Genomic DNA, 12,114 nt, shown 5'->3' with positions numbered 1-12,114 from the left:
CCTAGTTCCGGTCCGCGCGCAACAGCGCAACCAACAGATAAATGAACAGCCCCACTGCCAGTAGCAGCGACACTCCGTCCAGAACGCTCATGGAAGTTCTCCGTGTTACGGCGTATTGCCGCGTGTGGAGTCATTGTCGGCAGGGAGGCTGTAAAGGAACGAGACCGAGGGTGCGGGCGGGGCATAAAGAAAGCGTAAAGAGTGGGTTTATGGCGGCGTTACAGCTTGGTTTTTGTGTCGTCCTGGCGGGCCTCTTCGACTTGCCCGCGAAGGCGGCAGTACAGGCACCCATGCCCCCAACTGATGCACAAAATGCGGGCATCCCGCAGCGAACATCCCCGATACGACGTGTTTTTACGCTTTACGACTGCTATCACAACACTGGCACGCCCACTGCACACGCCCTCCTCCCGAGCATTCCAAACCGTTCAGGGAGCAACTGCATGAACACACAACTCAAACCCACACTTGGCACGTTGCACCTGTGGGGCATTGCCGTTGGGTTAGTGATTTCCGGTGAGTATTTCGGCTGGAGTTACGGCTGGGGCGTCGCGGGCACATTGGGCTTTCTGGTGACCTCGTTTATGGTCGCCACCATGTACACCTGCTTCATCTTCAGCTTCACCGAACTGACCACGGCGATTCCCCATGCCGGCGGTCCCTTTGCCTACAGTCGCCGCGCGTTTGGCGAAAAAGGCGGGCTGATCGCCGGGTTGGCGACACTGATCGAATTCGTCTTCGCGCCGCCAGCGATTGCCCTGGCGATTGGTGCCTACCTGAACGTGCAGTTTCCCGCTCTCGATCCAAAACACGCGGCGGTCGGTGCCTACATCGTGTTCATGGGCCTGAACATTCTCGGGGTGAAACTCGCAGCGACGTTCGAATTGGTAGTTTGCGTACTGGCCGTGGCCGAACTGTTGGTGTTCATGGGCGTGGTTGCACCAGCGTTCAGCTTCAGCAACTTCGCATTGAATGGCTGGGCCGGTTCCGATGTATTCGGTGCCCCGGCGATCGCCGGGATGTTCGCGGCCATTCCATTCGCCATCTGGTTCTTCCTCGCCATCGAAGGGGCCGCCATGGCCGCCGAAGAAGCCAAGGACCCGAAACGGACGATTCCCAAAGCGTACATCAGCGGGATTCTGACTCTGGTATTGCTGGCTATGGGCGTGATGTTCTTTGCTGGCGGCGTGGGCGACTGGCGCACCCTGTCGAACATCAACGACCCACTGCCCCAAGCGATGAAAACCGTGGTCGGCGAAAGCTCCGGGTGGCTGCACATGCTGGTGTGGATCGGCCTGTTCGGCCTGGTGGCGAGTTTCCACGGAATTATTCTCGGCTACTCGCGGCAGTTCTTCGCGCTGGCCCGGGCCGGTTATCTGCCGGCCTCCCTGGCCAAACTGTCGCGCTTCCAGACGCCGCACCGGGCAATCATTGTTGGCGGTGTGATCGGTATCGCGGCGATTTACAGTGACGGCTTGATCAACCTCGGCGGTATGACGTTGACAGCGGCAATGATCACCATGGCGGTGTTCGGCGCGATCGTGATGTACATCATGAGCATGCTCAGCCTGTTCAAACTGCGTAAAACCGAACCGAACCTGGAGCGCACTTTCCGTGCGCCGTGCTATCCGCTGGTGCCGATGATCGCGCTGGTACTGGCGGTGGTGTGCCTCGTGGCGATGGCCTGGTTCAACACCTTGATCGGGCTGATCTTTCTCGGCTTTATGGCGGTGGGTTTCGTGTACTTCCTGCTGACCGCGCAGTTGCGCGCCGATGCACCGGCGGACGCGATGTTGACCGGGCTATAAACAGCTCAGGTGCGTTTGGCCTATCAGGCATAGAATGGAACCACTGCGAAAACCCATCGCTCAAAGTGGTATGCACGATCGATTGGCGAACTCCGTCAATCGGCCTGCCCTCAAGGAGAGCCCTATGCCCTGGTATGCCTGGTTGATTCTGGTCGTTGCAATCGGCTCGATTGTTGGCGGTTTGATGATGTTGCGCGACACCGCCAACAAGGTCGAACTGACCGATGAGCAACGTAAACGCGTCGCTGAACGCAATGCGGAAATGGATGCCAAGGAAGCGAAGGACCGCTAACCCAATAACCCTGTCATTCTCAGTGAATGACAGGGTTTTGTTTATCTAGCGTTGTAGGCAAACACCTGATTTTTCTCCACCAGCGTCATGTCGGCCAAGGACTTTCCCTTGCTGATGTACTTCGCCTCATGATTGCTCAATAAACTTTGGTAAAGGAGTAGTCATTATTTTTGACAAGTCATTGACGCTTTTAGAGCACCGTTAGACGCATCTGCATGCTTTTTAGAAGTAGAAGTACAATCACCATCCCATTTTCATTGGTTAAGATGGCGCATTGTTGCGGAGATTTCAGATGCGTTACTCGCAGGACCATAAAGCCCAGACCCACAAGCGCATCATCAAGGAAGCTTCAGCGCGATTCCGTCGGGACGGTATTGGGGCGACTGGCTTGCAACCGTTGATGAAAGCGCTGGGGCTGACCCACGGAGGCTTTTACTCGCACTTCAAGTCCAAAGACGAACTGGTTGAAAAGGCGTTGCAAGCGGCTGGCGATCAGGTCGAAGCGTTGTGTGCCGAGCTGTTCGCCCAGGATCGCCCACTGGATGCCTTCATCGACGCTTATTTGTCCGAATGGCACCAGACCTCACCTCATGAAGGTTGCCCGTTGCCAACCATGTCATCAGAACTTGGTTTGCGCGGGCAGCCAAGCCCGACCTCGGACGCAGTGTTGAACGCACGGCTCCAACAAATAGAAGACACCCTTGCAGACGAGGATGCCGCGGACCAGAGCATCGTCATCATGTCCGCACTGGTCGGCGCATTGCTGCTCTCGCGCAGTGTCGAGAATCCTGAACTGGCCCAGCGGATTCTCGACGTGACACGCGCGTTTCTTAAACAACCCCGGACTAATCCTGCCAGCGCTTGAACAGCACGCTGGCATTGACACCGCCAAACCCAAAGCCGTTGGACAGCGCATACTCGATAGCCATTGGCCGCGCTTGACCGTGGACGATGTCCACGCCTTGTGCCGCTGGGTCCGGATTATCGAAATTCAGAGTGGCCGGCACAATCTGATCGCGAATCGCCAACAGCGTGAAGATCGCCTCAATCCCGCCGGCCGCACCGAGCAAATGCCCTGTCGCCGATTTGGTCGACGTCACCGCCACCTTGTTGTCTGTACCGAACAACGACTTGATAGCGGCTAACTCGCCGAGGTCGCCAACCGGCGTCGACGTAGCGTGCGCATTGAGATGTTGTACCTGAGCCGCTGAAATACCAGCCTGCGCCAATGCCAACGACATCGCCCGGCGCGCACCGCTGCCATCTTCGGGGCCCGCGGTCAGGTGAAAGGCGTCAGCACTGGTGCCATAGCCGACCAGTTCGGCTAAAGGATGAGCCCCGCGCGCCAAGGCATGCTCCAGTGATTCAATCACCAGAATCCCCGCACCCTCCCCCATCACAAAGCCGTCGCGATCACTGTCAAACGGCCGAGAAGCCCGCTCAGGGGTTTCGTTGTAACCACTGGACAAGGCACGCGCAGCCGCGAACCCGGCCAGGCTGACCCGATCGATCGCTGCCTCAGCGCCGCCACACACGGCAATATCCGCTTCGCCGCAACGAATCAGCCGCGCCGCATCACCAATTGCTTGCACCCCGGCCGCACACGCCGTAACCGGAGCGCCCAACGGACCCTTGAATCCGTACTGGATCGACACATGACCCGCCGCGAGATTGACCAGGAACGACGGAATAGTGAAGGGCGACAGTCGCCGAGGTCCACGGCTGTCGGTGGTGCGCACCGCATCGGCAATCGCGCCGAACCCACCGACCCCAGAACCGATAATGGTTGCCGTGCGTTCCTGGGCTTGCGGGTCCAGTGCTTGCCAACCGGCCTGCTCCAACGCCTGTCGCGCGGCCTCCATGGCAAACAGAATGAAGCGGTCCATCTTCTTCTGCTCTTTGGGTGGCGTTGCTCGATCCGGGTCAAAACCCGCCTCGGGATCTTCCGCCACGGAGAGTACAGCGCCGCCAACCTTGGCCGGCAGATCCGCGACCACCTCTTCAGGTAAATTACGCAACCCGGAACGCCCGGCCAGCAAACGCTCCCAGACAGCTTCAACACCGCTACCCAGCGGAGACACCAGGCCCATGCCGGTGACAACTACTCGACGATCACTCATGTCGCAAATACCTCAAGCCGATGGATGGCGCCTCATTTGTAACGTGCGGCGGCCGTACTCTTGGAAAGATTCGGCGCCATTACCAGGCGGGCTTTTACAAAGTCGTCCCACTCGGAGGCGTTTGGCAACGATGGAATGGTGATCAGCTCACCTTGGTCCAGACCGGATAACGCAGCATCAACCATTTCACCTGCTTCCATGACCATGTCCGCCGGAATCTGGCTAGCGTCGATACCTGAGCGCTCCCAGATTTCGGTGCGCGTCACGCCTGGCAACACGGCTTGAACCTTGACCCCAGTGCCGTCCAGTTCGGCATTCAAGGACTGCGTCAGGCTTAACACATACGCTTTACTAGCGCTGTAAGTCGCATTGAAGCGCTCGGGAAACAACGCCACCACCGACGCTATATTGATGATAGAACCCCGGCCTGCCTTGGCAAAACTGGCGGCTGCCGCCGATGCCAGGCGTGTGACCGTGGTGACGTTCAGTTGAATCAACTTTTCCAGCTGCTCCATGTCGGCATTCGCCAGCAGGCCATCTGCCGCGACGCCAGCGTTGTTCAGCAGCAGACTGATACTCGAATCGCTGCGAACACGCTGTTCGATCTTCAGTACATCATCCTTTTGTGTCAGGTCTGCCTTGAATACTTCCACCTGAACACCGTGCTCGGCGCGCAACTTGCTCGCAGCAGCCTCAAGCCGCTGCTCGTCACGAGCAACCAACAACAAATCAAAACCACGCGCTGCCAACCGCTCAGCGTAAATCGCACCGATACCGGAAGATGCACCGGTAACGAGGGCTGTACCTTGGGACTGGGTGGAAGTCATGACTGTGCTCCTGGGAGATGTTTAGGGGAAGCGAGCGCCTGAATGCCAGTACGCGTCAGCGAACGACAAATGAATTATAGACATAATTTAAGCCGTATATGATAGCCATAATTTTTTATTGACCGATGAAAGGCGCAGCACCGACCCTTTCGCCAGAAAGCAAAAAGGCCGGTCAATGACCGGCCCCTGGCGTTGAGCTAAAAGCTTAGTTCACGTGGAGCTTCTCGCGATTCTTGTCCAGAATCGCTTTACCAATCCCCTTCACTTCCAGCAGTTCGTCTACGGATGAAAATGGCCCATTACTCTCACGATAGGCAACAATCGCCTTGGCTTTGGCCTCTCCGATACCGGTCAACTCGCGCTGCAGTGTCGGGGCATCGGCTGCATTGAGGTCGACTTTGCCAGACTGCGTCTTAGGGGAAACCTCCAGCACCAGAGGTGCGCTGCCTGATTCGGGTTTCGCCGCAGGTGCGGCAATTGTGGCAACAGAAGCGCTGGTGAGCAGGGCAAAAACCAAAGAGTAGAAATAGCCAGTACGCATAATTGAAGCTCCATGACATCGATTTAGAAAGCAGCTTTCCGAAGCTGCCTTCCAAACTTAGGCCATGGGATGGAACTGTCAAAAGTGTGTCCGTTACAGGATATGAATTAATAAAGGCAGGGATGGATGCGATCGACAGCCTCATTGGGCGTAGTCATAAATTTTGTGCTCGGGCATGAACACACCGCAGACCTGCATCGTCCATCTGATCCGTAACAACATTGACTACGCCACTTGGGAAAAGCGGCGCGAGCTGAGCAAAGCGCTGAAGCCGATCTATCAGACACTCATGCCGAGCAAGCGCTCGCCACCTATGAAGCCGGACCTGGTGCAAGCAATATCGCTGCAATTCGCTATCAGCACGTCCTAAAAACGGAAAGCCTTGGCACCATCAGAAAAAAATCAGGATCTGTTGTACATACCTGTGCCCTGAGCTACGGTGAGCGATAGACAGAGCATTGAAAAACCGTGAAAATCGCCGACCGCCTTCTGTCTTCCCTGCGAACTCATCACATGGCTGCAAAGAAATCTATCAGCGCGCTATCCTCTCCATTAGCGGCAAGTGCTGCAGCAATTATCGGCCGGTTTCTCTTGCTTGGCACAGGGGCCCTGACCGGAATTTTATTACCGCTCACCATGAAACAAGAGTCGGTTGGTTTGTTTTTTCTTTGCCAATCCATAATAGCGGCGCTTGCAACATTGGGTCAGTTGGGTTTGAGTATTACGTCCCCAGCCATTATTTCGAGAGCGATGGGTGTTAAAGATAATGGCCGAATAAAGCAAACATTACTTCGGACCTTGTTAATTGGTGGTTTAGCCGCTTGCACTTTCGCCTTTAGCTTCTGGCTAACCCTTCACTTGCTGAATAATTTATTAGATTCAGAATTAGTGGGAGCACTTCAAACACTCGCACCTCTGATTTCAATCAGTATGGTACTGGCTGCCCTGGTAACCTTGCTATCTGAACAGCATCGAGTATTAGGACACTTCGTCCAAGCCAGTTTCCTGGTTGTGGGGGCAGGTGTCGCGAGCGCCGCTACCGTAATCATTGCCTGGCAGTCGAAATTGACGTTGCCGCTTGACGTATTGCTTCTGGCAGGAATATCCGGTGTTTTATGTACCGCATTGCTTGGTGGTTACTCCTTGTGGCGCTGGTATAGAGCACATACTGGAGAAATCATCCAGCCTATCAGCTATACAGAGATACTCCGACAAACTTTACCTAACGTTACGACAACAAGTGTGCTGTTCATAGTTGCTCAAGCCGACTTGTGGATCATTGCGTATTTTGGCAGTACTGCAGACGTCGCAATTTACGGCTTAGCGTCACGACTTGCTGCATTGGTTTTGATACCGCTGGCCGTCATCAACACCGTCATCGCACCGTCAATCGGTCGTATATGGGTGCGCAACAAAAGACTCTACCTTCAAAAGGTAATGGGGATAGGCGCCGGAGCAGCGACAGGAATGGCGATCTTCGGCTACATACTATTCGCCGCTGCTGGCAAGTTCATCATTTCGAAAGCGTGGCCCGAAGAATACTCACAGGCTTACTATATATTCATTATTCTCGGTATCGCGCAAGTGGTTCAGACATACGCTGGTACCGCTGGCATGGCATTGGTCATGCTACAAAAACAAAATATCGCGATGAAAATTTCTGTCGTAAGTGGTGTCCTGATGATTGTCGGCGGAAGTGTAGCAATCATTTTTTATGGAATTATAGGGCTGGCTATCGTCTATAGCGTTGGCAGCATCATCCAATCCACTCTGATGATTTACTACGTACGTCGGATATTCGGCCTGAAAACAACTGCCAACTACAAATCACTCACGCAATTCGCTCGCGTCTACTTTCGCAAAGAGATTTCGCATGAAAGATAAAACCCTGAACCTGCCAAAGGTCAGCATCGTCATACCGACATACAATACCGGCCGGTATGTATTGGATGCTATTGACAGCGTCAAAAAGCAGACCTATCAAAATGTCGAGCTGATTGTTGTGGATGATGGATCGACAGATGACACGTCCGACTTGCTGAAAAGTCTTCCGGACGAGTTTTTGCATTTTCGACAAGAGAATGCCGGTCAGAGCGCCGCGATGAACTTCGGATGGAAGCAAAGTACCGGAGATTTATTGGGTTACCTTAGCGCCGACGATAGATTGCACCCGACGGCCATCGAAAAAATCGTTTCGCTCATGCAGTCGTCGCCAGAAACAGTGTTGGCGTACCCTGACTTTTGCGTAATCGACGAACATTCGTCCTATGTCCGAACCATTAATGCTCCTGACTTTTCCAGCGAACTCCTTGTCGCAAATTTTCAGTGCTTACCTGGCCCAGGCGCATTGTTCAAACGATCGACATGGGAACAAGTGGGTGATTGGAACACCGCATTAAGGAGCATTCCGGATATGGATTTTTTCTTACGCCTTTGCCAGCGCGGCCCATTCATCAGGGTCCCTGAAGCTCTGGCAGACTTCCGTATTCATTCTGGCTCGACCACCTATAATCGATCCACGGCCCAGAGATCAGACGAGCCGGTCCAGGTGATTGAGAGCTTCTTTAACAGTGCTGATTTGCCGAAACCCTACTTGCACTGGAAGAAAAGAGCCACGGCGAACGCACTCATGCTCTCTGGATTCATGCACGGTTTTTCTGGTCGATACGCAGTCTCTTTTAAAAGAATGGCTCGCGCTGCTGCGCTGCACCCCTCATCGCTTTTTTCTCGCAAGATGATCAGCTACGTCATTGGAATCTATAAATCCAGATCGGTGAAAAAATGAAAGTAATCCCGGAAAGTTTTATGGTGCATAAACCAATCACATTATCGATCCTCGCCATGGTACTCATGGTCAGTATCAGCGCAACTTTTTATTATCCGGGAACAAAAATATTATTTATAGCGTATAGCGCTCTATCTATTGCGATAGTACATGCCACGCTTATCAATCGTGCAAAGAGTTATTTCAGTTTCTTTCTATTTTCTTTTCTGACACTCGGCTGCTGGGCAAAAATTGTCTTGCACTTATTCCTGGGTAACGACTTCAACGAACCGATTGGTGATTTCGATGAGTCCCCGGCAGCTTGGGACAAGGCTGTTACGGTACTGATCACGGCGTTCGGTGCCCTGCTCATTTGCTACTACTCTGTAGCATTCAAAGCCAAAGACCGAGTCGAACTCAAAAACAACATAGTAAACTCCAGGCTTTTACCTCCACTACTGGCATTAATGGTCCTATTCACCATAGGGCTTTTGACATTCAATTACTATTTTTCAATTTTGAAAATTGGTTACGAGCCAACTTTAAAATTAAATAGTTACATCTACGTGGTGGTGGCGTTCATGGTGGCCTGGGGCAATGTCATTGCTCTTTCAACGCTAGCCTACTGGATGGTCGCAAACGGCACATTTGCCCCACGCACACTTTTTTATATTGTTATTATTGAAGGTGCACTGACCGCTATTTCCATGGGTAGTCGGGCACAGATGATTCTTCATGTTGCGGTTCCATTCGTAATTTACCTGCTTCAAGGCAAACGCCTAGGCTGGCAGCTGTCGAAACGAGACTGGATAAAAGTAGTTTGTGCCACGGCACTTTTGTTCGTATTTTCGCTTCTTGCTGTTTCAACGGACCGATTGGCATCCTTTGCCAAAGCGGTACCCGTTACGGATGCAACGTTAATGAAGCAACAAGCAAATGTAGATAATGCAGAGAATGCAGATAACGCAGGCAATGCAGGTAATGCTGGTAATGCTGGTAATGCTGGTAATGCTGGTAATGCAGGTGACGCAGGTTTTGCAGGTAATGCAGATACCGCTTCCAAGGACACACTCAAACCTTCCGAAAAAGAATTGAAGCCTAGCGAGGCGGAAATACCATATGTCGCTCCGCCCCTAACCCCCGAACAGAAGATCAATCGGATAGCTAAGGAAATAAGCAAGTTAATAGTTGATCGCTGGGTCGGCATCGAAGGCGTGCTAGCAGTGACGAGCGACCAAAGTCTAAGCATCCAGCTATTAACGGAAGGGCTAAAGGAAGATCCGGCAAAGGGTACTAAGGCAATCTTCCAGCGTATATCCGATGCGAAGTATGCAGACTATGAGAATTTCACTTTTATGACAATTCCAGGCCCTATCGCGGTCCTATTTTATAGCGGTAGCCACCTTGTACTTTTTGCCGGAATTATGTTTCTTTTCTTCCTCGGTTACAGCATCGAACTTGCCACAAGAAAGTTGCTAAACAATGCCATGACCAATGCAACAGTAGGCATTGCGTTAGCTTACCTCATCGTTCAGATGAATTTTCCGATCGCTTTCTGGTTCTTTATTTTAGAACTTTCAGCATTCCTGGTTGGTTTACTCGTGCTTAAATTGATACTTGACAAGACAACCATGAGAACCTCTAAGGCTACGACTTCGTAGTTCGCACTTTTTCCACTCCTATACGGCCCTCAAAATACTCGATCATTCCAGTGGCAATAACCTGCCAACTGTAGTGATCGATGATGTACGTTTTGAGACGATTGCCTTTATTAGCCAGATCGTCAACATCAGAAAGCATGAGTTCGAGCCCCTGACTGATTCCGACGACAGTGGGCTCGACCACGTATCCCCCATCAATCGCTTGTACCTCGTCGAACCCGCAGGTATCAGTCAGCAGCAACGGCAAGCCAACAATACCCGCCTCGAGGGCAACGAGGGACATTGCTTCTGATCTGGACGGGATAACCAACATCAACGCGTGTTGATAAGCTTCGTTACGCTGCGCCTCATTCAGGAAACCAATAAAATGAATCTTATTCGCGAGCGCGCTATCTGCGAGTAATAACTGTAATTCACTCTGCATGCCGAAATCAGGTCCAGCGAGAACTAATGGATAAGCTTGCGCAGCAGGAGTAGCGAGATAGGCTTGAAGCAGAAGATCAGGTCCTTTTACAGGCGCTAGTCTTCCCATGAATAGGATGTAGGGCTCAAGAGGGAGACTTGCTTGGGTACGATTCGGAAGCAACGCCGGCTCCGATACTGCATTTGAAAATACGGGTATACCGTCTTCTGGCAGGCGGGAGATTTCCGCAATGAGCGTCCGTTCAAGTTGAGTAATCGCAATAAAGCCCGCAGCGCCTTTGATCAATGACTTGCCAAGGAGAGCATGAAAAATCCTCATGATCGGTCGTGGCTTTCCGACAGACGCAAACTCACCAGCCGGGCACAATACGTAAGGCGTTTTTGCCAGCCTGGCCAAGAATCCGATAAACACGCTGAGCAAATTCCAGTAACCCATGATATGTATAACGTCAGCGGACTTAATTGCCTTCCACGCCCGCAATGGATTGACCAATGGGACTGGTAAACGGTGGCCAATCCTTCCCGTGATGTATGTCTCTATACCATTGGCATCGAACTCTGACTGCCAAGAGTCGCCGGCCATAGCAATGACTTCACAAGGAGAGCCTGTCATCTCGGACAAAGCCTTGGCCAAATGCCGAGTACGCTCAGCCGTACCTCCTCCTCGCTGAGCATCCAGCGAAATGTTAACCAATAGGATCTTCATGCATTCGCCCTCAAATATTTAACGTAACTATCAAGGCGAGTCGTAAATTGCGCACAATCCAAAAAACCCAGTTCGGACAAACGAGTATCACGAAAACGTCGCATTGGATCAGAATTACTAACCTTGCGCACATCCAAAACGTAACGAAGGATACTGGGAGGAAGACAAGGTATACGAGAAAAAACCGATCGACCGAATGCTTTCATCAGGCAGTCCTGAAGGTAAGCAAAATTATTATCGGGCGCAGAATCTTCGGTGACGACAATGATTTCACCCTGGACAATTGTTTCTACGGTAGTGATAAAAAGTAATACTTCGACTACTTTTTCAACGCTAACGAGATGCATACGACGGGCACCATACAACGATCGACGTAGTGCGAGCTTCCAATGGGGAGCACTCGAAACCTCTTTTACGAACGATACGATATTCAGCCCTCCCACACCAAACACCGCTCCCAACCGTAAAACCAACACCTCAAAATGTTCGGCCGCTTCAGCACGTACGAGCGCTTCCGCAGCTGCATGCTCTCGTTCATAAGGTGTCATGGGGACTATCGGAGAAGCAGATGTACAGACACTGTCCTGACTTGCTCCAAATACATCGATACTTGAAACATGGATGTAGCGCTTAACGCAAGCGGTGCGGCAAGCCCGCAGCACGCTCTCAATCGCCGGCAAGAACCAACCAGATCCGTCTGGGCGGAGTAAATTCAATACAATACAGCCTGGGGTCAATATCACCGCCAGCGAAGCGCTACTCTCTACATCGAAGCGCTGAACGTGTATCGATGAGTCAGCCAACCAAGCCGGTTCGTTCCGATGCACCGCAAAAATAATCTCGAAAGCGTTGCTGGTATCCGACAATGCCTTGAGAAGATGATGGCCTACGAAACCAGTACCGCCAATCACCACAAGACGCTGCATTACGCCGTTCACCCCGGGGCCACTGTCATTCTTTACACTGTTCAAG

At 52.3% G+C, this 12,114-nt stretch carries 12 protein-coding genes and 1 pseudogene; 7 read left to right on the top strand and 6 right to left on the bottom strand.

Annotated elements, in window-relative coordinates; translation table 11 throughout:
- Window position 1: 1 nt before the first annotated feature.
- On the bottom strand, window positions 2-91 hold the full coding sequence (gene kdpF / locus KGB06_RS20920) for a K(+)-transporting ATPase subunit F (RefSeq protein WP_007899818.1): 90 nt from the start codon (window positions 89-91) through the stop codon (window positions 2-4).
- A gap of 352 nt (window positions 92-443) precedes the next feature.
- Between kdpF and eat the strand changes: the two genes are divergently transcribed.
- The 3 genes from eat to KGB06_RS20905 all read left to right on the top strand — a co-directional run bounded on the left by eat (window position 444) and on the right by KGB06_RS20905 (window position 2,965).
- On the top strand, window positions 444-1,808 hold the full coding sequence (gene eat, locus KGB06_RS20915) for an ethanolamine permease (RefSeq protein ID WP_223519132.1): 1,365 nt from the start codon (window positions 444-446) through the stop codon (window positions 1,806-1,808).
- Between the two features lie 124 nt (window positions 1,809-1,932).
- Window positions 1,933-2,100 (top strand): DUF2897 family protein, encoded by a 168-nt coding sequence (locus KGB06_RS20910; protein WP_008017828.1) that lies wholly within the window; start codon window positions 1,933-1,935, stop codon window positions 2,098-2,100.
- Between the two features lie 292 nt (window positions 2,101-2,392).
- Window positions 2,393-2,965 (top strand): TetR/AcrR family transcriptional regulator, encoded by a 573-nt coding sequence (locus tag KGB06_RS20905; protein WP_223519130.1) that lies wholly within the window; start codon window positions 2,393-2,395, stop codon window positions 2,963-2,965.
- On the opposite strand, the gene fabF is transcribed toward KGB06_RS20905, so the two are convergent.
- The 3 genes from fabF to KGB06_RS20890 all read right to left on the bottom strand — a co-directional run bounded on the left by fabF (window position 2,946) and on the right by KGB06_RS20890 (window position 5,588).
- Window positions 2,946-4,220, bottom strand: coding sequence for a beta-ketoacyl-ACP synthase II (gene fabF / locus KGB06_RS20900; RefSeq protein ID WP_223519128.1), 1,275 nt, complete (start codon window positions 4,218-4,220; stop codon window positions 2,946-2,948). The genes KGB06_RS20905 and fabF overlap by 20 nt on opposite strands.
- A 32-nt stretch (window positions 4,221-4,252) precedes the next feature.
- Window positions 4,253-5,047 (bottom strand): SDR family NAD(P)-dependent oxidoreductase, encoded by a 795-nt coding sequence (locus KGB06_RS20895; RefSeq protein ID WP_223519126.1) that lies wholly within the window; start codon window positions 5,045-5,047, stop codon window positions 4,253-4,255.
- Between the two features lie 205 nt (window positions 5,048-5,252).
- Window positions 5,253-5,588, bottom strand: a complete 336-nt coding sequence (locus tag KGB06_RS20890; protein WP_223519124.1) for a ComEA family DNA-binding protein — start codon at window positions 5,586-5,588, stop codon at window positions 5,253-5,255.
- A 181-nt stretch (window positions 5,589-5,769) separates the two neighbouring features.
- Between KGB06_RS20890 and KGB06_RS20885 the strand changes: the two are divergent.
- The 4 genes and pseudogenes from KGB06_RS20885 to KGB06_RS20870 form a co-directional block, all read left to right on the top strand.
- Window positions 5,770-5,915, top strand: a pseudogene (locus KGB06_RS20885) (transposase); the annotation flags it as partial.
- Between the two features lie 141 nt (window positions 5,916-6,056).
- A complete protein-coding gene (locus KGB06_RS20880; protein WP_223519122.1) occupies window positions 6,057-7,472 on the top strand; it encodes a lipopolysaccharide biosynthesis protein in 1,416 nt (471 codons plus the stop codon).
- Window positions 7,462-8,373 carry a glycosyltransferase gene (locus tag KGB06_RS20875; protein ID WP_223519120.1) on the top strand — a complete coding sequence of 304 codons (912 nt, stop codon included), beginning with the start codon at window positions 7,462-7,464 and terminating at the stop codon, window positions 8,371-8,373. The genes KGB06_RS20880 and KGB06_RS20875 overlap by 11 nt, the downstream gene beginning before the upstream one ends.
- Window positions 8,370-10,013, top strand: coding sequence for a hypothetical protein (locus KGB06_RS20870; RefSeq protein WP_223519118.1), 1,644 nt, complete (start codon window positions 8,370-8,372; stop codon window positions 10,011-10,013). Before KGB06_RS20875 ends, KGB06_RS20870 begins: the two co-directional genes overlap by 4 nt.
- On the opposite strand, the gene KGB06_RS20865 is transcribed toward KGB06_RS20870, so the two are convergent.
- Both KGB06_RS20865 and KGB06_RS20860 read right to left on the bottom strand, forming a co-directional pair.
- Window positions 10,000-11,142 carry a glycosyltransferase gene (locus KGB06_RS20865; RefSeq protein ID WP_223519116.1) on the bottom strand — a complete coding sequence of 381 codons (1,143 nt, stop codon included), beginning with the start codon at window positions 11,140-11,142 and terminating at the stop codon, window positions 10,000-10,002. The genes KGB06_RS20870 and KGB06_RS20865 overlap by 14 nt on opposite strands.
- Complete coding sequence (locus tag KGB06_RS20860; RefSeq protein WP_223519114.1) at window positions 11,139-12,113, bottom strand: NAD-dependent epimerase/dehydratase family protein; 975 nt, start codon at window positions 12,111-12,113, stop codon at window positions 11,139-11,141. The genes KGB06_RS20865 and KGB06_RS20860 overlap by 4 nt, the downstream gene beginning before the upstream one ends.
- Window position 12,114 lies beyond the last annotated feature (1 nt).

It is taken from the genome of Pseudomonas sp. GL-B-19 (genome assembly GCF_019956415.1).
Taxonomy (GTDB): Bacteria; Pseudomonadota; Gammaproteobacteria; order Pseudomonadales; family Pseudomonadaceae; genus Aquipseudomonas.
The sequence above is the reverse complement of the archived record's forward strand: the minus strand, read 5'-3'. Positions and strand labels throughout refer to the sequence as shown.

What these genes read in the sequence shown, in the direction of transcription:
- kdpF (WP_007899818.1), bottom strand. Translation starts at nt 91, where the DNA reads ATGAGCGTTCTGGACGGAGTGTCGCTGCTACTGGCAGTGGGGCTGTTC.
- KGB06_RS20875 (WP_223519120.1), top strand. Translation starts at nt 7,462, where the DNA reads ATGAAAGATAAAACCCTGAACCTGCCAAAGGTCAGCATCGTCATACCG.
- KGB06_RS20865 (WP_223519116.1), bottom strand. Translation starts at nt 11,142, where the DNA reads ATGAAGATCCTATTGGTTAACATTTCGCTGGATGCTCAGCGAGGAGGA.
- KGB06_RS20870 (WP_223519118.1), top strand. Translation starts at nt 8,370, where the DNA reads ATGAAAGTAATCCCGGAAAGTTTTATGGTGCATAAACCAATCACATTA.
- KGB06_RS20890 (WP_223519124.1), bottom strand. Translation starts at nt 5,588, where the DNA reads ATGCGTACTGGCTATTTCTACTCTTTGGTTTTTGCCCTGCTCACCAGC.
- KGB06_RS20895 (WP_223519126.1), bottom strand. Translation starts at nt 5,047, where the DNA reads ATGACTTCCACCCAGTCCCAAGGTACAGCCCTCGTTACCGGTGCATCT.
- eat (WP_223519132.1), top strand. Translation starts at nt 444, where the DNA reads ATGAACACACAACTCAAACCCACACTTGGCACGTTGCACCTGTGGGGC.
- KGB06_RS20910 (WP_008017828.1), top strand. Translation starts at nt 1,933, where the DNA reads ATGCCCTGGTATGCCTGGTTGATTCTGGTCGTTGCAATCGGCTCGATT.
- KGB06_RS20905 (WP_223519130.1), top strand. Translation starts at nt 2,393, where the DNA reads ATGCGTTACTCGCAGGACCATAAAGCCCAGACCCACAAGCGCATCATC.
- fabF (WP_223519128.1), bottom strand. Translation starts at nt 4,220, where the DNA reads ATGAGTGATCGTCGAGTAGTTGTCACCGGCATGGGCCTGGTGTCTCCG.